The organism is Pseudomonas sp. B8(2017) (genome assembly GCF_002113575.1).
Taxonomy (GTDB): Bacteria; Pseudomonadota; Gammaproteobacteria; order Pseudomonadales; family Pseudomonadaceae; genus Aquipseudomonas; species Aquipseudomonas putida_Z.
The window spans coordinates 79,429-101,513 of the sequence record NZ_NEIO01000008.1 but is presented as its reverse complement, the minus strand read 5'-3'; the positions used below and the strand labels follow the sequence as shown (position 1 = coordinate 101,513).

Genomic DNA, 22,085 nt, shown 5'->3' with positions numbered 1-22,085 from the left:
CGAACAAGGGCGAAGCCCTTGCCATGTGGGCTACGGCGCCGGGTTGGGAATACGGCGGTGCACGGCCTGGATCTCGGCCAGTACTTCATCGCTCAGTTGCACATCCAGTGCACTCAGGTTTTCCTGCAGCTGCAGCAAGGTGGTCTGCCCGGTAATGGCACTGGCCACGAACGGCTGGCGTATGACGAAAGCCAGAGCCAGTTGCGCCGGTGTCAGCCCATGCTCGCGCGCAATCCGCACGTAGCTGGCAATCGCGTCGTTTGCCTCCTCGCTGCCGTAGCGATTGAACGTGCGATACACCGACGACAATCGCGAACCCTCCGGCCTTGCCCCGTTCAGGTACTTGCCGGTCAACGCCCCGAACGCCAGCGGCGAATAGGCCAACAGGCTGATCCCTTCGCGATGGCTGAACTCCGACAGGCCGTTCTCGTACAAGCGATTGAGCAGGCTGTACGGGTTCTGGATGCTGGCAATGCGCGCCAGGCCCTTGTCCTCGCTGTGCCGCAGAAACTGCGCCACACCCCAAGGTGTTTCGTTGGAGACACCGATATGGCGCACCTTGCCGGCCTTTACCTGTTCGTCCAGCACTGCAAGGGTTTCTTCGATAGCTGCCGTCTGCGGATGGTCGTCGACGTAGGGGTATTCACGGATGCCGAAGAAGTTGCTGGTGCGGTCGGGCCAGTGCAGTTGGTAGAGGTCCAGGTAGTCGGTGTGCAGGCGGCGCAGGCTGCCCTCAAGGGCCGCGACGATGTTCTTGCGGTCGTGGTGCGACAGGCCATCGCGAATGTGCACCTGGCCGCCTGGGTCACGGGCCGGGCCGGCGATCTTGCTGGCCAACAGGACCTTGTCGCGGTTGCCGCGGGCCACCAGCCAGGTGCCGATGTAGCGCTCGGTGGTGGTCCAGGTTTCAGCGCGGGTGGGCGTGGGGTACATCTCGGCGGTGTCGATGAAGTTGATGCCTGCAGCAAGGGCAGCGTCCAGTTGCTGGTGAGCATCCTGTTCGCTGTTCTGGTGCCCCCAGGTCATGGTGCCGAGGCTGAGCAGGCTGACTTGCAGGTTGGTGTGGCCGAGTGGGCGGTAGCGCATGGGTGCATCCTTTTGAATGTGTGTCGGGTTTCAGATCCTGGGGCTGCCGTGCAGCCCATCGCCGGCAAGCCAGCTCCCACAGGATCACCACAGGTTTTGGGTTTGCCCGGCACCTGTGGGAGCTGGCTTGCCGGCGATTGGGGCGCAAAGCGCCCCCTAAGCAGCGAACTGGTTGTGTGCCTTGGGCAACCCCAGGTGCTCACGCAGGGTGGTGCCGGTGTATTCGGTGCGGAACAACCCACGTTTCTGCAGCAGCGGCACCACCTCTTCGACGAACACCCGAGCACCCGACGGGAACATGTCGGGCATGATGTTGAAACCATCCCCCGCCCCCGCCAGGAACCACTCGGCCAGGGTATCGGCGACCTGTTCCGGGGTACCGACGGCCAACCGGTGCCCGACCAGAATCCGCCGCGACAGCTGGCGAATGGTCAGGTTCTCGCTGCGCGCCAGGTTCAACTGGGCCTCCAGAAAACCATGCGACCCCCGCTCGAAGTCTGCCACCGCGCCAATCCGCGCCCAGGGCAATGGCGCATCCGGGTCCAGCTCGCTGGCATCGATGCCGATACGCCCTGCCACCTGCTGCAACAGGCCGTGCTCGCCATGCCAGGCATTGAGCTCGTCGAAACGTGCATGGGCCTCGGCCTCGGTGCTGCCGATCACGGTCGACAGGCCGGGCATGATCTTCAGGTGCTGCGGGTCACGGCCCCAGGCTTTGGCCCGTGCCTTCATCTCCCGATAGAACGCCTGCCCGTCGGCCAGGGTGGTCTGGGTGGTGAAGATCGCATCGGCATAGCGTGAACCCAGTGCCTTGCCACCTTCGGAAGAGCCAGCCTGCACCAGCACCGGCCTGCCCTGCGGCGAACGCGGCAGGTTCAGCGGCCCCTTGACCTGAAAGTGCTTGCCCTTGAAATCCAGGGTGTGGACCTTGCCCGGGTCGGCAAAACGGCCGGCGCCGCGGTCACCGATGATCGCGTCGTCCTCCCAGCTGTCCCAAAGCTTCAGGGTCACGTCGACGAACTCCTCGGCCCGCCCGTAGCGGTCCACATGCAACGGCGCGCCAGCCAGGCCGAAGTTGTGTGCTGCCGCGTCACCGGCATTGGTCACCACATTCCAGGCTGCGCGGCCGCCGCTGATGTGGTCCAGCGAGGCAATTCGCCGGGCCAGGTTGAAAGGTTCGTTGTAAGTGCTGGAGCAGGTCGCGATCACGCCGATGCGCTCGGTGGCGGCCGCCACTGCGGTAAGCAGCACGGTCGGCTCCAGGCGCCCGCCGGGCTGGGCGGACACATCCGGCGGCAACGCCGGGCCATCGGCAAGGAAGATCGCATCCAGGCAACCGCGCTCGGAAATACGCGCGATATCGCGGTAATAATTGACATCGATATAGGCGTCGATTGCCGCCTCACCCTGGCGCCAGGCGCCGGAATGCGAGCCGAAGCCGAGGATATTCATGCCCAGGCTCATCTGTTTCGTGGTCATGCCGGTTCTCCTGATCAGACTGCGCTGGCTTCGTCGCCGCTGCCCTGCCCTTCGCTGGCGCTGGCATGAAGGGCACGCCAGGCCTGGGCCGGGCTGATGCCATTGAGGTAGTAGTTGCCCAACGCCTGCTCGCGGTAGATCGCCGGGTTGTGCGAAGCCAGGGTGCGGGCATTGCGCCAGTGGCGGTCGAGGCGCCGGGCATTGCTGGTGGCCGATGCGCCGCCGACTTCGAACAGTAAGGTGCTCGCTTCCAGCACTTGCGGCAGGACGATCTGCTGCGCCTGAAAGGCATGGATCTCGGCGTCGGTGTAAAGCTGCTCGGCTACCTCCCCTTGCTGGCCGGCTTCGTACACCGCCTGCAGGCTCTGGCCCACGGCGGTGACTTGCGCATCGGCGGCGAAGGCCAGGCTCGACAGGCGACCGATCACCGCCTGCACCCGCGGGTCTGTGGCCGGCTGCGACTGCCCCGGCACACCGAAGGCGCGGGTGCGGCCCTGGACGAACGCTACGGCATCGGCCAGTACCGCCTGGCCGATACCCGCCAGGGTGGCCAGATGCACTGCCTGGTAGAACGCGGTGAGGTACGACTCGGCACGCAACTCGCCCTTGGCGAAACGGCGCAGCAAATGCTGCGGCTGCACGCTGACCCGGGTGAAACGGGTGGTGCCACTGCCAGTCAGCCGCTGGCCGAAGCCGTCCCAGTCGTCGACCCGCTCCACGCCCGGCGCACGGGTCGGCACCACGAGGCTGACAAAGTCGTCGCCATGGTTGGCCACTGCCGCCACCCAATCGGCGTACAACGTGCCGGTGCAGTAGTACTTTTCGCCGTCCAGGCGGTAACCGCCTTCGTCTTCGCTCAACTGCACGCTATTGCCGGTACTGTCGGTGCGCTCGGCCATGGCCGCGCCCCACAGTTCACCGGCGACCACGCGGGCGAACCAGTAGTCCTGGGAGGCGGCGTCGCCGGACGACAGCCGCCCTTCGACGAAGCCGAAGTGGGCGCGGAATATCTGCGGCAGGTTGGAGTCGGCCTGCCCCAGGCCCACCAGCTGGCGCAGCAACTGCGGCAAGGTTGCGCCTGAGCCGCCGTGGCTGCGTGGCACGCGCAGGGCGCCGAAGCGGGCCTCGCGCAACCAGGCCACTGGCTCATGGGCCAGGGTGCGCTGCTGCTCGCGGGCCACCGCGCCTTCGGCAATACGCGCGTAGATCGGCGCGAAACGCGCATCCAGTTCGGCATCGGTAATCGTGGTTTGGCTCATGATGGTTCCTTTCTCGTGAATTCAGACGCGTGCGGTGCGCGGGTCGATGGCCTGGGTCGCCAGGTCCACCAGCAGGTGGACCAGCACGTAGATCGCTGCCGCCAGCAGGGTTACGCCGAGCACCAGTGGCACGTCCTTGCTGGCGGTAGCGTCGAGCATCAAACGGCCAATGCCTTGGCGGCCGAACAGCAGTTCCAGCACCACGGCGCCGCCGAGCAGGCTGGCGAACACGTAGCCGGCCAGGGTCACCAGCGGCACCAGGGCATGACGCAGGGCGTGGCGCAGACGCACAGCGATATCACCCATGCCACGTGCACGGGCCTGGGTGATGAAGGGTTGTTCCAGCACCTGCTCCAGCGACTGGCGCAACACCTGTGCAAGCACCGCCGCGATCGGCAGCGCCAGGGCCAGGCTCGGGAGCACCAGCGAGCGCCAACCGCTGGACCCGGACGGCGGTAGCCAATGGAAGTGGAACGCGAAGGCCAGCAGCAGCACCGTGCCGATCACGAAGTTGGGTGCCGAGGACAGCAACAGCTCGATGCCCGACACCACCGCGCGCAATCGCCGCCCGCGGTTGGCGGTGAGCAGCGCCGAGGCCACCGCCAGCAGCACCGCCAGCACAGCCGCGCTGCTGGCCAGCGCCAAGGTCGCGGCGGCCTGCTCGCCAATCGCCTGGCCGACCGGTATGCGCAACCGGTACGACTCGCCCAGGTCGCCCTTGGCCAGGCGCGCCAGGTAGTGGCCGTATTGCACCCACAGCGGTTGATCGAGGCCGTACTCGGCGCGCACCTGGGCCAGCAGCGCTTCGCTCGGCATGGCATCCGGGCCGCCGAGGATCGCCAGGGCAGTGTCGCCACCACTGTGTTGCATGCCCAGAAAGGTCAGGCTGGCGGCCGCCCATAGCACGATCACACCGTCACGCAGGCGGCGCAGTAAGATGATCAGCAGTTTCATGGTTGCTCCTTTGCCAGCCACACGCTGGTGAACAGGGGAACGTTGTGCGAACCATCGAACAGCACACCGCCGACCGCGTTGCGGTAGGCCAGCAGCATCTGGCTTTCCACCGAGGGCACGGCCGGCACGGTCTCGCCCAGGCGTTGCTGGGCCTGGCGATACAGCTCGCGGCGTTGCGTCGGGTCGGTGCTGCGCCGGGCGGCACCGAGCAACTGGTCGAGGGTGGCATCACGGAAGTGGCCGACGTTCTGGCCGATCATTCGTGCGCTGGGGATGGATTGGCTGTGGTAGAGGATGTACAGACCATCGGCCGTGTTGGTGTGCCAGTAGCCACCGCCGATGGCGTCGAAGTTGCCGAGGTAACGCAGCTCCATGACCTTGCTGAGCGGCAGCAGCTCGATGCGCAGGTCGAAGCCGACCTTGCGCAGGTCTGCCTGGGCAGCCACCGGGACATTGGCCGGGAACGCCGGGTTGTCATAGGTCAGCAAGGTCGCCCCGAGGCGCCGGCCATCACGGCTGCGATAGCCTTCGCCGTCACGCCCGGTCCAGCCGGCGGCGTCGAGCAAGCGCCCTGCTTCGACCGGGTCAAAGGCCAGGGCATCGCGGGCCACCGGGTCATAGCCGGGGGTATTCACGGCGAGGAAGTCCCCCTTGGCCAGGTACTCGCCGAAGCCGGAGATCCATGCCAGGCCATCACGGTCGATGGCCTTGGCCACGGCCTGGCGCACCCGCACGTCATCGAACGGCGCACGATCGACATTGAAGGTGATGCTGCGCGACGGGTTGCCCTTGCGAATGCGGTTGCGTAGGGTCAGCTTCGGGTTGGCGCGGATCGCCGCGGCATTCTGCGCCGGTGCGTCCAGGGCCATGTCGTTGTCGCCAGCCTCCAGGGAGGTGTAGCGGATCATCGCTTCGGGCACGTAGCTCAGCTCGATGCCGTCCAGGTAGGCCTCGCCCTGGTGGTTGATCGCCGGCGGTGCCCAGTCGTACCCCGGGCGGCGGACAAAGCTGGCACGCTGGTCGCGCACCCAGCCGGTCAGCACGAAAGGCCCGGTGCCGATGGGCTGGCTGGCGATGGTCTTCGGCGCCTCGAGGATCTGCCGTGGCGAGATCATCCCCAGCCAGGCCTGCGACAGCACATCGAGAAACGGCGCATAGGGCGCACGCAGGGTCGCCTCGAATGTGTACTCGTCCACCACCCGCCCCTGCAGGTACGGCGCGATGTAGGCGGCGGCCAGTGGCGACTTGGTCACGGGGTCACGCATGTGTTCGAGGTTGACCCGCACCGCCTCGGCGTTGAAGCGCTCGCCATCGCTGAAAGTGACGTCGTCACGCAGGTGGAAGGTGTAGGTCAGGCCGTCGGCGCTGATGTCCCAGCTTTTCGCCAGCCACGGCGTGAGGGTGCCGTCCTCGGCCTGGTACACCAGGCAGTCGAACAGGATGCGGCCCATCCACTGCATGTTGCCGTTGGACAGCGCGTGTATATCGAAGCTGCCAGCGTCGCTCGCCGCCGACACGCGCAGGGTGCCACCGCGTTTGCCGGGCTGCTGCTCGACGAAGTCGCTGGCCGGGTAGCGCATCACGCCGTTCACTTCGCTGAGCGCTTCGCCCTTGAGCAGCGCCTGGCTCTGCGCGGACGTGGCGGGTGAGCAGACGGCAACCAACAGCGCACTGGCCACCAGGCATGTATTGAATAATCGGGAATTCGGCTGCACAGCGGGCCCTTTATATAGACGGCTACATAAAGGGCTATTGCAGTTGTCGTGCCAGCGCTAACACTGCGCATTCATTGCGGTTAGTTCAAACCGCCTGACGCATTAACCATACAAACTGTTTAATCCCTGTTGCGCTGACAACATCCAACCCTGTGGGCTGCGCTGTCGCGTAGATAACTGAAATTGCAAGCAATCCGCGTCCCCTGTGGGAGCGGCTTCAGCCGCGAAGAATCCAACGCGGTGCATGGCACCGGCTGCGCCGGTGTTCGCGGCTAAAGCCGCTCCCACAGGTTGCGCCATAGCATTCGGATATTTGGATATAACCTGCACTGTTCCGCAAACAACAGGGGCGCAACAAAATTTGCTGTTTTATTCAGCACTTCACACTAAAACTTTGGCCACACCCCCAAACTTCCGGCCTTTCGCCAGCTGGCACAGAAACTGCTCTTACACATTTCGACAGGCCTGACTATTCCCATAGAACGCCGAGGACCTACGATGACTTGCAAGGAATTGAACGATGCGTGCGATTCAACCCCAACCACTGCGCCTGGCCATCCGCCACGCCGCCCTGGCCACCGCGGCCACGGCCCTGCTGGCCCCGGTCACGGTACTGGCCGCTGAGCAAACCCTGGGCACGGTGACCGTGCAGGCCGCCAAGCAATCCGAAGTGCAACAGGCCGCCAGCGCCCTGGCCGAGGTGCCCGGCGGCACCAGCGTGGTCGACAGCGAAGAGGTCGCCAAAGGCCGCACTGCCACACTGCAGGACACCCTCGGCTACCAGCCCGGGGTATTCGTGCAGTCCACCGGCGGCAACGACGCGGCGAAGATCTCGATCCGCGGTTCCGGTGCCAATACCTCGCCCGGCTATTTCCGTGAGGGCATCAAGTTCCTGTTCGACGGCCTGCCGCTGACCGGCCCTGGCGGCACACCCTACGAATTCCTCAACGCCAGCGGCGTGAACTACACCGAAATCCTGCGCGGCGCCAACGCCTTTCAATATGGCGCGCTGACCCTCGGCGGCGCGGTCAACTTCGTCAACCACAGCGGCTACAGCGCCCCCGGCCTGCGCGTGCGCGCCGAAGCCGGCAGCTACCACTACCAGAAGCAGAGCATCAGCTACGGTGGGGTCGAGGGCGACCTGGACTACTACCTGCAGGCCGACAACTACCGCAACGAGGGTTTCCGCGACTACAGCCTGTCGAAGAGCTCGGGCATCGTCGCCAATGCCGGCTACCGCTTCAGCCCCAAGCTGGAAACCCGCCTGCTGCTGCGCTACCGCGACGAAACCCACAACGACCCAAGCGCCACCACCCTCGACGCCGCGCTGCACCACCCGCGCCGCGCCAGCGCCACCGCCGAGAGCAGCGGTGCCGGTGCACGCCGCCCGGGCAGCATCTGGGTGGGCAGCAAGACCACTTATACCTTTGACGACGATGCACGGCTGACCTTCGGCCTGTCGTATCACGACTATCGCCATACCAACAGCCCGCGCAGCCCGAGCAATCCCAGTTACTGGGACTGGCACGACCTCGGCCTGCTGCTGGGCTACGACCGGGTCGACTACCTGTTCGGCCACGAAAGCCGCAGCAGCATCGCCTTCACCTCCACCCAGCACCTGCGTGGCGGGGTGAACTCGGCCAACGACGACAAGCTGTCGCTCAAGCAGGTCAACTACAAGGATTCGTTCGACCGGGTGATCGCCCTGGGCAACGATATCAACCTGGTCGACAACCTCTGGCTTACCAGCGGCGTGTCGTTCATCAACGTGCGGCGCAAGATCAACATCGACCACGCGGTGAACCCCAACACCACCAACTTCCCGCAGCACGTGGACTACGACAACTGGAGCGTCGCCCCGCGCATCGGCCTGCGCTACGAGTTCAGCCCGAACCTGCAGGTATTCACCAACTTCAGCCGCAGCATCGACCCGCCTGCTTCCTGGGAATACTCGGGCTCCGGGCCGACCCTGCCTTACATCCGCCCGTTGGTGGAGCAGAAGGCCAACACCTTCGAGGTCGGTATCAAGGGCTCGCACGGCATCTTCGATGGCAGCCTGGCACTGTACCGCTCGTGGATCCACGACGAGCTGCTGAATGTGCAGATCATCCCCGCCACGTCATCGTCGGCAGCGGTCACCGGCGCCTTCAACGCCTCACCGACCATCCACCAGGGTGTCGAGGCCGGCCTGAACACCCGCCTCTGGGAAAACCCGCAGGGCGACCTGGTACGCTGGCGCCAGGTGTACACCTACAACGACTTCTACTACCGGCATGACGACACCTTCGGCGACAACCAGTTGCCGGGCGTGCCCAAGCACATCTATCAGGGCGAGTTGCAGTACCAGGACCACAGCGGCTGGTACACCGGAATCAACGTGCAGTCGGCCTCGCGCACGGCAGTGGACTATGCCAATACCCTGTATGCGCCGTCGTACACCATCTGGGGGGCGAACCTGGGGTATGAGGCGCCGAAGGGCAACTGGAAGGTGTCGCTGGACCTGAAGAACCTGGCGAACAAGGCGTACGTGACGGCGGTGACGCCGGTGTACAACGCGCGCGGGCAGGATACTGCGTCGTTCTGGCCGGGGGATGGGATTGGCGCGTACGTGGGGGTCGAGTTCAGGTACTGACCACGCAGCAACGTGTTTGATGGCACGTCCATTGCGCATTCGAAATCGAGCGCCGCCCCACGGCGCTCGGTTTCCAGGAGCGCTGTTCGTACCGAAGGGCTTCACGGTGCAAGTGGAAGGTTTCAGCATTGACCTGAATCAATCAAACACCATAGGCGGTGTTGTAAACAGCACACCAAACATATGGGAATGCAGTTTGATGAGCGAGTCCAACCAGGCAACCAGAATTATCTGCAACAATCTTGAACTGGCCGATCAATTGCGCCAGCTGTTGGCGCCCATAGCACCCGATTGCGAAGTGCTGAGTACGCCTGGCAATTGCAGCGCCGTACCGCTTTGCCGCTGGCTCGGTGAAGCAAAGTTGGGCTCGGCTGGGCAGGTACAGGCCGCTTTGCTGGATGCCACCGAGGTTCTCGAACAGACCCGACACGCCTTCAAATCCCGCGAACTGGGGCTGCTGCGGCGACGCTTGGTTGCATTGCTGGATAAATTGTCGGAAGATCCCCAATGATGTGAATGTGCCATCACCAGGTTCCGCCCTGCGGGAACCGGCTTTGCCGAGCAGGATAATAGGCCTGAAAGACGAAGCGCCGTGGCAACAAGTTCTTGAGCAGAACTTGTTGCCACGGCGCTTTTTTTTGGTTCAGCGGAAAGGAATCTTCACCAACACCGGGGGATGCGAATGAAGGTGACAAAAGACCTCGAGGAATTGCTCAAGCGTATCCGTCTCGATCACGCAGAGATTGCCGAACGCTTTCGCTTTCTCGACTGGAGCGCCGAAGACGCCAGGCGACTAGGCGCGGCAGCTCAGTACATGGCCCCGTCCCAGCAGGCTTTCGTCGACCATTTGTACCGTCACCTGGCGGAATTCTCCACGCCGTCTGCATTGCTTCGCACGCCGGAGGTCACCGCCCGTTTGAAGCAGAGCCAGGCCGAGTACTACCAGTGCCTGTGGGGCGGCCCCTACGATGAAACCTACGTCAACGGCCGCCTGCGTATCGGCGTGATCCACCAGCAGATCGGCCTGGAGTTGAAGTGGTACCTCGGCAGCTATCGGCTGTACCTCGACGACATGCTGGAAAGCGTGTTTGGCAACAGCCCGGATGCCACGCTCTATTCGAGCCTGTTGAAGGCGGTGTTCTTCGACATGACGCTGGCCATCGATACCTACAGTGCGGCCCAGCACAAGGCGCTGGAAGATAGCGAGGCTCGCTTTGCCCGCGCGCTACGCGGTGCCAACGACGGGCTGTGGGACTGGCACGTCGACCAGGATCGGCTTTACGTCTCGGAGCGCTGGGCCAGCATGCTCGGCCTCAGCCGGGATAGCATCGGCGAGAGCAGTTCCAGTTGGTTCGGTCGCGTGCACCCGGATGACCTGCCGGATTTTCGCCATGCCATCGATGCCCATCTACAAGGGCAGACATCGTCCGTTCACCATGAGTACCGTATCCGCAAGCACAACGGTGACTACATCTGGGTCCTCGTGCGGGGGGTCGCCGAAATGACCACCCCTGGCGAGCTACGCATGGCTGGTTCCCAGTCCGATATCAGTGCACGCAAGGATGCCGAGCAGCGCCTCCAACATACCGCCCAGCACGACCCGTTGACCGGCCTGGCCAACCGCATCCGGCTTGACGAGCAGATGCAGAAGACCTTCAGGAAGCAGCGCAAGGGCGGTGACTACGAGGCGCTGCTGTTCATCGATCTGGACCGCTTCAAGCTGATCAACGATAGCCTCGGCCACAACGTCGGTGATCGCGTGCTGGTGGAAGTGGCTGTGCGCTTGAAAGAGTCCCTGCGCCCCACTGACCAACTGTTCCGTTTCGGCGGTGACGAATTCATCGTCCTGCTTCACGACCTCACCTGCGACCGCGACGCCGAGCAGATATCCCAACGCATCCTCGACAACCTGCATCAACCGCTGCACATGGACGGTCGTACCCTGGTGGTCAGCGCCAGCATCGGTATCGCGCCATTGCACGACAATGGCAAAGCCCTGGATGTGCTGCAGGCTGCCGACCTTGCCCTCTACCGAGCCAAGTCTGCCGGCAAGGCGCGCTTCGCCCACTACGACGAAACATTGCAAGACACCGCACAGCAGCATCTGGAACTGGAGTCCGCGCTAGGCCAGGCACTGCAACAGAATGAATTCGAACTGTACTACCAACCGATCTATCGCCTGGACCAAGGGACACCGCTGGTGACCGGGGTCGAAGCGCTGCTGCGGTGGCGCCATGGCGAACGCTTGATCTCGCCACTGGAGTTCATCCCTGCGCTGGAGGAGTCGGGAGCGATCATCCGCGTCGGCGAATGGGTACTGCGCCAGGCCTGTCAGCAGACCCGAGCCTGGCAACTGGCCGGGCATGAGCGCCTGCGCTGTTCGGTGAACATTTCCAGCACCCAATTGCAACAAGCCGACTTCACCCTCCGGCTGATCGATATCCTGCAAGAAAGCGGGCTGCCTCCCGCCAGCCTGATCCTGGAGATCACCGAAAGCCAACTGATGCATGACGACATGGACACATTGGCCTGCCTGCATGAGTTGACCAGCCTTGGTGTTCTGCTGGCGCTGGACGACTTCGGCACGGGTTACTCCTCGCTTGGCTACCTCACACGCTTTCCGCTGCACATCCTCAAGCTCGACAAGAGCTTCATCACCGGCGTTCCTTACGAGAACAAACAGAGCGCGATCAGCCAGGCGATCATCGTTCTCGGCCGTAGCCTCGGCCTGGAAGTAGTGGCCGAAGGCATCGAGAGTTCGGCACAACTCGAATTCGTGGTGGGTGAAGGCTGCCATTACGCCCAAGGCTACTGGTTCAGTCGGCCACAACCTGCCGCCCAGATACAACATCTGCTCAGCACAGAAGACCGTTTCGAGGGGAGCGCAGTTACCCGGCGGGTACCCATCAGTTCAGGAGAAAAACAATGAAAACCAGTCTTCCGGTCAGTGGTCGTGCCGTCGAATTCAGCGCAAACGCGAACATTCTTTCAACAACCAACCCCAAGGGCGCCATCACCTACGTCAATCCCGACTTCATCAACATCAGCGGGTTCAGTGAAGCCGAATTGCTCGGCGTCAATCACAACATCGTGCGCCACCCGGACATGCCCCCAGAAGCTTTTGCGCATATGTGGCAGACACTCAAGGATGGGCGCTCGTGGATGGGGCTGGTAAAGAATCGCTGCAAGAATGGTGACCACTACTGGGTCAGCGCCTACGTCACGCCGATGCAGCGCAATGGCGAAACAGTGGAATACCAATCGGTTCGCACGCTACCGGCCAAAGCGCTGGTGGAAGCTGCTGAACATCTCTATGCACAGTTGCGTAGTGGTAGAAAGACCAACTGCCTGCGTATGTCACGGCTGTCCGTCGGCATGCGCCTGGCACTTGTCAGCACTGGCGTGAACTTGCTGTGCTTTGCGGCCTTGGGCTTGCTGGGCGCGTTGTCCTGGAGCCATGCCGCCCTCTCCATGCTGCTATCGAGCTTGCTGCTCGGCGGCGTGTTGCGCTTCAGCCTGCGCCCCCTCGACGCCCTTGCCCGAAAAGCCAGGAATATCGCCGACAACCCTCTGAGCCAGATACTCTACAGTGGCCGCCGCGACCAATTTGGCCAGATCGATTTCACTTTGCAAATGCTCGAAGCCGAGACCCGGGCAATAGTCGGACGCATTGCCGATTCGTCTCGCCAGTTGAGCAAGGAAGCCGAAGAGCTCGTGTCTGCAGTGGACAACAACAATTGCGCGACCCTCCGCCAGCAGGGGGAAACTGCCCAGGTAGCCAGCGCCATAACCCAGATGGCCAGCAGTGTGCAGGAAGTGGCGCGTAACGCTCAGCTCACCGCCAGCGCCGCGAACCTGGCCAACCAGGAATCCGACCGCGGCCACCAATTGGTCGAGCAGACCCGCCAGCACATTGATAGCCTCGCCAGCGAGGTACAACAGACCAGCATGGTTATTCATCAACTGGAACAGCATGGCAATGAAATTGACCGCGTACTCGAGGTCATTCAAAGCATCGCCGAACAGACCAACCTGCTTGCCCTCAATGCCGCCATCGAGGCTGCCCGCGCTGGCGAGGCCGGCCGCGGTTTTGCAGTGGTCGCCGACGAGGTGCGCGGGCTGGCTTCGCGGACCCAGCAATCTACCGCGCACATCCAGGGCACCATCGATACCTTGCGGCGCTCCACCGGGGATGCCGTACTTGCGATGCAGCGCAGCCACAGCAAGGCCGGCGTCAGCGTCGAGCAGGCACTGCTGGCCGCCCGGGCGCTGGACGGGATCACCCAGCGCGTCGATGAGATAAGCGGCATGAGTGTGCAGATCGCTGCCGCCGTGGAGGAGCAGAGCGCGGTGGGTGACAGCATCCAGTGCAACCTGGCGGATATCAGTCAAACCACCCAGAAAAGCGTGCTTGCCAGCAACCAGAGTCGCACCACTGCCGCCCATGTCGCCAAACTGGCCGAGCGCCTTCAACTGCTGTCGGCGCAGCTTTGGCGGCGTCAGCGCAATGGGTAACGGGTTCGCACCGTACTCCCAAGCCAACCCTCACAAGCCGGCCTGCGTGGTCGGCCCCAGCTTGGGCGACTTCTGCAACAACCCTCGTGGCAACTGGAAACCTTTGAAAGGCTCTTGCGTAATAGGGTTGAAGGCTTTCTGCGCGTTAAGCCTGTAGCGCATCACGCCATCGCCGGCCCTGAAGCTCAGGTCCACGCTGGTCGCCGTGCGCCCATTGAGCGAGCCACGGCTGAGCAAGCGGAACATCGACCAGGGGCCACGGTACTCAAGGCTGCTGCTGTTCCCGTTCTGCCGGAGCAAGGTCAGGTTACTGCGCACCTGCTGCCCCAAGGTATTGGGCCAGACGATACCGGTGATCTGGCTCGGGCCATGGGTGTAGGGAATCAATTGACCGTCCAGGTCCAGCAAGCTTGTACGCTGGTTGGCACTCAGGCCCAACGGCTCGATGCTGAACTGCACACTCAGGTTGCCGCGCTGATCGAAGAAGGTCTCACGGATACGATCTGCCCGCTCCAGCTGTTCGAGCACATCACTGCGGATCAGCGACTGCCCCTGCTGGCCGGCCTGCAGGGCTTCGAGGTTATCCCTCAGGAAGACCTTCAGGTATTGATCATGGAACTGCTGCAGCCGCCCCTTCGGCCCGAAGAAGGCTTCAAAGTCGTCCAGCGAAGCGTCGGGAGCTTTCACGACGAAGGGGTAGCGCCCTGCCAGGCGCTGCTGGAAGAAGCTGTACACCTCGGCGTCCCAGCGTCGTTCCAACTCGCGCAGGGCTTCGACATTCAGCACTTGTGCTGTTTGATCGGCCATTTTTCTGACCTGGTGGTTGATCGGTTCGGGTAAGCCGGTGGCCACCCGCTGCAGGGTGCCGATGGGGTCTTGCCCTGCCATCGAGAATCGCTGATGCACGGCCTGCAGCGCGGCCTTGCCTCGGTCGGGGCTGTCCTGCACCGCCTTGGCATAGTCGTGCACGGCCGCGATGGCAGCAAGGGTCTCGTCGTAGTAGCTGGGTTTCTCACCGGTTGCCTGCAGCATGGCACTCAGCCCGGCAAAGGCCCGCTGAATGGCCCAGGCCTGTTGTTGATCAGGCCTGCCACTTGTCGGCTGCAACGCTTCGACCTCCCCGGCTGCCTCAGCGACAACGGCTGAAGAAAGCGAAGTGTTGTCCCTCACTGTGTCCAGCAACCGATGCAGGGGTGCTGCTGGCCCGGTCAACTGCTGCAGGATCGCGACACCATGATCCAGGTCGCGGAAGTCGGCCACCGAGAAGGCGTTCAAGGCTCGACGCCAACTGTCAATGAAATCGGCGCTGTACAGGTTACGTAGCCGTTCGCCCAGCGCCTCCCGGTCGGCATCCGAGTAATCGAGCTGGTCGCGCTCGCCCAGTGCCCACTGGTCGATCATCGCCATATCTGCAAACCGCTGGCTACGTGGCTCGAAGTACTCTTTGAAGCCCTTGGCGGTGAGCATTGGCGCTATCAAAACACCCTCCCCCTGCCTGAAGCCGGGTGAGGACTGATACACCACATCGAACGCTGGCCCCACCTGATGACGCAGGTCCAGGCCGGCATTCAACTGCTCGCCAGCCTGCTGTTTCAGGCTCGCGTAGACCCGCTCTGGCAGTGGTACCTTGCGCAGCACCTGCTGCACCTGTGCCATACGCTGGCTGTACTGCGGAAGTTCGGTATCGGCATAGGCCAAGGCATACTTCAGGTGCCGCATGAGGTCGCGTTGCAATTGCCCCTGCCCGGGGAACTTCTGTTGCCACTGGCGGGCCATCCAGTCCTCGACCCATTCGGGGCGGCGGCTCTGGCGGTCCTCCAGCATTCGATAAACCCGAAGCGCAGCCATCTGCTGTTCGCTGCCCGGCGGCGCAGCGTCCATGGCATCGATCACACCGCTGGCCAAGGCTGGCAGAAAACGCCTGGAGAGCAAGCTCAGGTAGGCCTCGTCGACGCGAGGGCCAATGGCGCGCCCCTGATACAAGCCAAGGTCGGAAACACCCGGCCACGCGGCGCGATAGTTGCCAAACACTGACACGGCATCGCGTATCTGGTCCAGCGGTTCCAGCAGGTTGCGCCCGGTGGGGTCCAGACGCTGGTCCACCTCGTGATGACTGTACTCTCTGCTCTTGGCGAGCACGTTGGCGGCCTTGGCGCCATTGATGTCAAAGTAGCGTTGCCAGCTGGCGATGGCGACACTGAAGGCCAGCACACCTACTGCAGAACCAACCCAAAGCAACCGACGTTTGCTGCGCGCTACCTTGATGTTGTCCCCGGCAAGGCCGGCCTCCTGGTAGATGACCCGCCGGAAGGCGTGCTGAATGAAGTAGACCAGCGCCTGCCCCTGCGCCTTGCCTTCACGCAGCGGAAACTCGGTCTTGTACGGCTGTGCCGCCTCACGCACGAACGCATTGAGCATGTCGCCCTGCTGCAAGACCGAAGACCAGTACACGCCACGTACCAAGGCAGGCGTGGTGAAGCGGTCACTTGCGAGGGTTTCTTTCAGGAAGGCCAACAGTATCGGACGCAGCCCGATCAACTGGGCATGCAACGAGAACAAGCGAATTCGCAATGGCGCACCGCCCAATACATCGAGCCGGTCCACTACCTGTTCAAACAATTGCCTGATCAACCGATCGTAATGATCGCCATATTCATCCAGCCAGGCATCGAACGTGCCGACCGCATCCAGCTTGAAGGTGAAGCCCAGCATGTTTTCCCGCATGGCGGCGGGAAGCCCAGCGTACAGCTGGTCGAAACCGTCCAGCAGATCGAATTTGGCCAGTACCACATACAGCGGCAAGCGCGAGCCCGACTGACTGCTCACTTCATACAGCCGCGTGCGTAGCACATGCGCCAAGGCGGCACGTTGCTCAGGCGTGCCATGCAATAGCGCAGGCAGGTCAACGACCAACAGCAAGCCGTTTAGTGCTCTCTGGCTTCGGTTACGCACCAGCCAGCCCAGCATGTGTTCCCACAACCTGGCCGAGGTGGCGGGTGGTGCTTTCGACGTGTCCGACTCCTCGGCTGATGACCCTGCCAACGATTCCTGACGGACGAAAGCGCCCGGCGGGTCGATGATCACCGCATCGTTGCTGACCCACCAGCCTATCGGATAAGCCAGCACTTGCGCTTGCCTGCCTCGCGCTTGTGCCTTGTCGATGCGGGTCAGGGAAAAACTCTGTTCGGTACGGTCGATGAAGCTGGTCTTGCCGGCCTGTTGGTCGCCCACCACCAGATACCACGGCAGCCGGTACAAGGCACGCCTGCCACCCGCATTGTCCAGATAGCGTGCCAGCCCTTGGTCCAAGGCTTTTTCCTGTGCCTGGACGAAAGGCAACACGTTGTCCAGTTCAGCGTCTACCGCCTGCTTGCGTTCGGCCTGCAAACGGCGAAAACGCCTGCGCAGCACCACAAGCCAGCAGAGTAGCGGAACAAATACAAGCGCCAGGCTGGCCAAGCCACGATGCGCCACGCTAGCCAGCGGCTGCTGCTCGCGCCAGACCCATTGCGGGCCGAGCCACCAGATTGCAACCAGCATCAATGCGGCACCCAGCCCGAGCAGCAGCGGCATGGCCAGGCCGATGCGGGCCAGCAGGGGCAAGCCCCAACGTTTAAGATGCTTCCACAGTTGATTCATCCTGACTCCCGTTCCTTGTTCCAATCAGCCCGTGATGGACCGTGCACGCGTACTGCTGAAGGCGTTGAAACACCTCAGGCTCCCAGGCGCTGGCGGTGGTTTCCTGCATCGTTCGGGCAACGCCTGCGCACAAGTCCTGGGCCAACCAGGACACGCCCCGAGCAGCCAGCAGATCAGCCGCGATCACCGTGGTATGGCAGCGCTCACGCAGGCTGCGGAAGTCCGCCTGCATGCCCTGCAGCCTGAGCAACACCGCTTCCACGCCGCTGGTTTCCAGTTGGCAGGCCAGCTCCTCTCGCAACGTGGCGAATTCCTGAGAGGCCGCGTCCGAATCGGATTGCCCTTGTGCGCCCCTGAGCCACGCCAGACATTGGTCATCGACAAATACCTTGCCGTCGCTGAAGCACAACTGCTGCAGCGCGGGCATGCGCTGCACGAACCGCGCGGTCGCAGCGCGAATGGCCTCAGCCACCTCGCCCATCGCCAGCCGCGTGGCAGCGCTCGCTGCCAGAAAGCTGCCGCGAATCCAGTAGGGGCAAGCCGTCACGCTCTTTTCGATCCGCTGCAGCAGGGCCGCGTCGATTGCAGTAGCGGCAATGGCATCTTCATAGTCCCCGGCAATGTCCTGCGGCACCGCCATCAGCTCCGTGCGGTTGCCCTGCCTGGTTTGAGGCGGCGTCTGGATGTGCGCCCACAAGCCGAACCGACGCAATTGGTAGCCAGCAGGATCGTAAGGGTCCTGTTGATTGATCAGCTCGGCCATGGTCAGCATGGCCCTTCGTGATTCCCGCTCGTTGCCCAACGACACACGGGGCATTGGTGTGGCGATGACCTCGGCCAGTGGCGCAGCCTTGATGCCTTTTGCAGGGGGCTTGTCCGTGGTGGGCTCGGCAAGGCCGTTTGAAAGTTCCGTGTGCTTGCGTAGCAGGCGCTCCAGTTCGCCAACGGCCGCTTCATCGAGCTGCGCTGCTTCCCGCTGCTGTTGCAGGCGTTGCAGCGCGCCTTGAGCCGCCGCGGCGTGCGCGGGGCTGAACGTGAAGCGGTCCAGGCGCGGCAACGCCACGAGCAAACGGTTGAGCATCAGGCCCACCAGCTTGCGCTTGCCGAGGAACCCTTTGGGGCCCGGTTTCGGGTATGCGCTTTCCCAATAGGCTTCGACCATGCCGGCCAGCAGTGCGAGGGTAAAACCCCAGCGCTCCCAGCATTGGCTGCGCAGCCAAACGACACCCAGGTGGGCGACGATGCGCAGGTGCTTGCACTCCTGGCCCAGGTACTGGCGGGACGCTTCTTCGATATACGCCCAGTCGATGGAAGGCTCCTGCAACCCACCCAGCTTGACCATTTCCTGGTCGATGGCCTGGTAGGTTTCGTTCTCCACGTCGAACAGGCCGGCAGGGTTCTGCGCGTCGATGGGGGCAAGCAACCGGGCAATTTCCTGTGTGGTGACCTCTGCTACCAGCGACATGCCTTGCGCGCCTCATCGATGAGTGGGTCCAGCCCCTGAGCGTCGAAAACCAGCCCATCAACGGCTGGGTTGTCGCTCTCGACCTGAATGCGATGGGCCCCGATCAGTGGCTTGATCTGCTCGATGCCCGGCAAGCCCCTGCCAGCGTCAAGCACCTGGCCGTTCTCCGTCACCTGCCAGGGGGTAGCGAGAGTGGAGCCACGCTCCCCCTGCAATCGCACCATCACCCGGCCGGCATCGATGGGTTGTGCGGTAACCAGTTGCAACCTGGAAATGTTCTGCACACAACTGATCACCAGGTAGGGGTACGGTGCGACCGAAGCGATTGCGGGCGCCGAGATCATCAGCCCGTCATCCCCTTTTTCGAGGCGAAACGTCAGCTCCTCCGGCGACCGCCCCGCTTCATGGGTCATCACACGACGCAGCGTGGGCGAATCCTGCTCTGGCGCGGACCATTGCAGTTTCGTCACATGCGCCGGGGTGCCAGCGGCCTGGTCGAAACAAGCCAGACGCTCGACGTTGGAAACGATCTGCGGGCAGTCGCTGGCCTGGCTTGCCAAACTTGGCGCCTGGGAGAGCAACATCGAAAGCCCAACGCCATATGCATAGCGGACAATCATTGGTTTCACTCACTCATCAAATACGGCAACAGCGCTACCCGACTGGCCAGTCACGCTTCAACAGTAGTCATCAAATACAATTACTGGATAGTGGAGCATCGAAACGAAACAAAGGCCAGTACAGACAAAACAATATTCACAACCAAATATTTCCTTACACTTTCACGCTCGACGCACAATATTTTTTCGGTGCATGGTTTTTTACACGCACATGGCGAGAAGCCAATTACGTTTAAATTTAAACATAACTTTGTAGGACGCTTCCTACATATATTCAAACTTCACGAAGGCTGAAACTCATGAGTAAACGCTCAGGCTCCGTTGCACCCAAAGAACGCATAAACATCAAGTACGTACCGGCCACCGACGGCGAACAAGCCGAGGTAGAGCTGCCGCACAAGATGTTGGTACTAGGCGATTTCGGCCTGGATGATGCCCGCGCGCTGGAAGACCGTTCGATCATGCGAATCGACAAACACAGTTTCAACAATGTGTTGAACGACGCCGATGTCAGCCTCGCCATGTCCGTGCCATCCATGCTCAGCACTGCCCCCGACGCAGAGCTGGCGGTCAACCTGCAGTTCAAGTCCATCAACGATTTCGGGCCAGACAGCATCGCCCGCCAGGTACCGGCGCTGAACAAGCTGCTGGAGCTTCGCGAGGCATTGGTCGCACTGAAAGGCCCACTGGGCAACGTGCCCACGTTCCGCAAGCAACTGCAGCACCTGCTGAACAACGAACAGGCACGCAAACAACTGGCAGAAGAACTTGACCTGGTGCTCGAGGCGCCAAAAGAAGACTGAGACAACGGAGCGTCCCCATGCCAAAGCAAAACAGCACGACCGTCGCGGTTGAAACAACAACCGAAACACTGAGCAACGCCACCCTGCTCGACCAGATCATGGCAGAAACCAAGTTGGTGCCTACTCAAGAGGGCTATCAAGTCGCTCGCCAGGGTGTATCTGCTTTTATCGCCGAAATCCTTAAAAGCCATGACCCTGATCAACTCATCAACAAACATCGCGTCGACCAGATGATCGCTGAACTGGATCGGGTGCTCAGCAGGCAGATGGATGCCATCCTGCATCAGCCCGAGTTCCAGCAACTTGAATCCGCGTGGCGCAGCCTCAAACTTTTGGTCGACCGAACCGACTTCCGCGAGAACATCAAGCTTGAAGTCTTGCATGTCAGCAAAGATGACCTGCTCGATGACTTCGATAATGCCGCCGATATCACTTGCAGCGGCATCTACAAGCATGTTTACACCGCAGGTTATGGCCAATTTGGTGGTGAACCCGTTGCAGCGATGGTTGGCAACTACAGCTTCGGCCCCTCTTCTCCCGATATAAAGCTGCTGAGTTACATGGCCTCGGTCGGTGCCATGGCACACGCACCTTTTCTCGCGGCGCCCTCTCCTGAGTTCTTCAACCTGAGCAGCTTTGAAGAGCTGCCCAATCTGAAGGAGATCAAGGACATTTTCGCCGGCCCAAGGCATGCCAAATGGCGTGCATTCCGCGAAAGCGAGGATGCCCGTCATACCGGGCTGACCGGGCCGCGATTCATGCTCCGCTCTGCCTATCACCCGCAAGAAAACCCGGTTCAGAGCTTCACCTACGACGAGGACATCGCCGGGCGGCACGACAACTATCTGTGGGGCAACTCCGCCTTCCTGCTGGCCAGCTGCATCAATGACAGCTTTGCCCGCTACCGCTGGTGCCCGAACATCATCGGCCCGCAGTCGGGTGGTGCCGTCGAGGACCTGCCGGTGCACCTGTACGAGTCACTGGGTCAGCTGCAGGCCAAGATTCCGACCGAAGTCCTGATCTCCGACCGCAAGGAGTTCGAGCTGGCCGAAGAGGGCTTCATCGCCCTGACCATGCGCAAGGACAGCGACAACGCCGCGTTCTTCTCGGCCAACTCGGTACAGAAGCCGAAGAACTTCCCCAAGACCCCGGAAGGCCTGCAAGCGCAAACCAACTACAAGCTCGGCACCCAGCTGCCCTACCTGTTCATCGTCAACCGGTTGGCCCACTACATCAAAGTGCTGCAGCGCGAGCAGATCGGTAGCTGGAAAGAGCGCAAGGACCTTGAGTCCGAACTGAACAAATGGATCAGGCAGTACGTCGCCGACCAGGAGAACCCGTCAGCCGATGTGCGCAGCCGTCGCCCATTGCGTGCTGCAAGGGTCGAGGTGTCGGACGTTGCCGGCGACCCGGGCTGGTATCAGGTCTCGCTCGCCGTGCGCCCGCACTTCAAGTACATGGGGGCGAATTTCGAGATCTCCCTGGTCGGTCGGCTTGATACCCAATGAGTGGATTCTTCGACCGTTTGGTGACGGATCAACTCGCAAGCCGGGTGCCCTCCAGGCAAGAGAACGCTACCCAGAAGTTCGCCGCCATCAAGCGCCACCTGGAAACGCTGCTCAATGCTCGCCAGGGTTGCTCGCAAAGCAGCCCTGAGCTGGGCCTGAGTGACTTCAACGGGCACGACGCAAGCAGTGGCGACCTGCTGAAACAGGTGAGCGCGGACATCCGCCGCACCATTCAGCGCTTTGAGCCGCGTGTGCACGTGCGCGCGCTCAAGGCCGTCCCCGATTGCCATGCCCCGCTGGAACTGCATTTCAGGCTGGACTGCCACGTGCAGGTCAACAACCACACGGAGCAGCTGCAACTGGAGCTGCTGGTCAATGGCCATAACCGCCACACCCGAGTGAGGTGACCT

The 22,085-nt window shown here is 62.4% G+C and carries 15 protein-coding genes and 1 pseudogene; 8 read left to right on the top strand and 8 right to left on the bottom strand.

The window, feature by feature from the left end:
• Window positions 1–30: 30 nt before the first annotated feature.
• The 5 genes from CAG22_RS14240 to CAG22_RS14220 form a co-directional block, all read right to left on the bottom strand.
• On the bottom strand, window positions 31–1,086 hold the full coding sequence (locus CAG22_RS14240) for an NADP(H)-dependent aldo-keto reductase (protein WP_085705644.1): 1,056 nt from the start codon (window positions 1,084–1,086) through the stop codon (window positions 31–33).
• Window positions 1,087–1,242: 156 nt separating this feature from the next.
• Window positions 1,243–2,565: an LLM class flavin-dependent oxidoreductase gene (locus CAG22_RS14235; protein WP_038408220.1), complete on the bottom strand. Its 1,323-nt coding sequence runs from the start codon at window positions 2,563–2,565 to the stop codon at window positions 1,243–1,245.
• Between the two features lie 14 nt (window positions 2,566–2,579).
• Window positions 2,580–3,824 (bottom strand): acyl-CoA dehydrogenase family protein, encoded by a 1,245-nt coding sequence (locus CAG22_RS14230; RefSeq protein ID WP_085705643.1) that lies wholly within the window; start codon window positions 3,822–3,824, stop codon window positions 2,580–2,582.
• 21 nt (window positions 3,825–3,845) lie between these two features.
• Window positions 3,846–4,778, bottom strand: coding sequence for an ABC transporter permease (locus tag CAG22_RS14225; protein ID WP_085705642.1), 933 nt, complete (start codon window positions 4,776–4,778; stop codon window positions 3,846–3,848).
• Entirely contained in the window at window positions 4,775–6,358 is a 1,584-nt protein-coding gene (locus CAG22_RS14220; protein WP_139833464.1) for an ABC transporter substrate-binding protein, read from the bottom strand. Before CAG22_RS14220 ends, CAG22_RS14225 begins: the two co-directional genes overlap by 4 nt.
• Before the next feature lie 655 nt (window positions 6,359–7,013).
• Between CAG22_RS14220 and CAG22_RS14215 the strand changes: the two genes are divergently transcribed.
• From CAG22_RS14215 to CAG22_RS14200, 5 genes and pseudogenes are all read left to right on the top strand, one after another.
• A complete protein-coding gene (locus CAG22_RS14215; RefSeq protein ID WP_025339887.1) occupies window positions 7,014–9,125 on the top strand; it encodes a TonB-dependent receptor domain-containing protein in 2,112 nt (703 codons plus the stop codon).
• A gap of 199 nt (window positions 9,126–9,324) precedes the next feature.
• On the top strand, window positions 9,325–9,636 hold the full coding sequence (locus CAG22_RS28985) for a hypothetical protein (RefSeq protein WP_085590469.1): 312 nt from the start codon (window positions 9,325–9,327) through the stop codon (window positions 9,634–9,636).
• A gap of 171 nt (window positions 9,637–9,807) precedes the next feature.
• Complete coding sequence (locus CAG22_RS14205) at window positions 9,808–12,054, top strand: bifunctional diguanylate cyclase/phosphodiesterase (protein WP_085705640.1); 2,247 nt, start codon at window positions 9,808–9,810, stop codon at window positions 12,052–12,054.
• Window positions 12,051–12,380 (top strand): annotated as a pseudogene (locus CAG22_RS28980) (PAS domain-containing protein); the annotation flags it as partial. The gene CAG22_RS14205 and the pseudogene CAG22_RS28980, both read left to right, overlap by 4 nt.
• Entirely contained in the window at window positions 12,354–13,640 is a 1,287-nt protein-coding gene (locus tag CAG22_RS14200) for a methyl-accepting chemotaxis protein (RefSeq protein ID WP_371916855.1), read from the top strand. The pseudogene CAG22_RS28980 and the gene CAG22_RS14200, both read left to right, overlap by 27 nt.
• A 30-nt stretch (window positions 13,641–13,670) precedes the next feature.
• On the opposite strand, the gene tssM is transcribed toward CAG22_RS14200, so the two are convergent.
• From tssM to vasI, 3 genes are read right to left on the bottom strand one after another with little or no spacing between them, the layout of a single operon-like run.
• Window positions 13,671–17,279: a type VI secretion system membrane subunit TssM gene (tssM, locus tag CAG22_RS14195; RefSeq protein WP_085705638.1), complete on the bottom strand. Its 3,609-nt coding sequence runs from the start codon at window positions 17,277–17,279 to the stop codon at window positions 13,671–13,673.
• Entirely contained in the window at window positions 17,254–18,744 is a 1,491-nt protein-coding gene (gene tssA, locus CAG22_RS14190; RefSeq protein WP_085705637.1) for a type VI secretion system protein TssA, read from the bottom strand. Before tssA ends, tssM begins: the two co-directional genes overlap by 26 nt.
• On the bottom strand, window positions 18,732–19,364 hold the full coding sequence (vasI, locus tag CAG22_RS14185) for a type VI secretion system-associated protein VasI (protein WP_170929303.1): 633 nt from the start codon (window positions 19,362–19,364) through the stop codon (window positions 18,732–18,734). The genes tssA and vasI overlap by 13 nt, the downstream gene beginning before the upstream one ends.
• A gap of 299 nt (window positions 19,365–19,663) precedes the next feature.
• On the opposite strand from vasI, the gene tssB reads away from it, so the two are divergent.
• The 3 genes from tssB to tssE are packed head-to-tail and all read left to right on the top strand — an operon-like array spanning window position 19,664 to window position 22,082.
• A complete protein-coding gene (tssB, locus tag CAG22_RS14180; protein ID WP_085705636.1) occupies window positions 19,664–20,167 on the top strand; it encodes a type VI secretion system contractile sheath small subunit in 504 nt (167 codons plus the stop codon).
• Window positions 20,168–20,184: 17 nt separating this feature from the next.
• Window positions 20,185–21,675 (top strand): type VI secretion system contractile sheath large subunit, encoded by a 1,491-nt coding sequence (gene tssC / locus CAG22_RS14175; protein WP_085692337.1) that lies wholly within the window; start codon window positions 20,185–20,187, stop codon window positions 21,673–21,675.
• Window positions 21,672–22,082, top strand: coding sequence for a type VI secretion system baseplate subunit TssE (gene tssE, locus CAG22_RS14170; protein WP_025339895.1), 411 nt, complete (start codon window positions 21,672–21,674; stop codon window positions 22,080–22,082). The genes tssC and tssE overlap by 4 nt, the downstream gene beginning before the upstream one ends.
• Window positions 22,083–22,085: the final 3 nt, after the last annotated feature.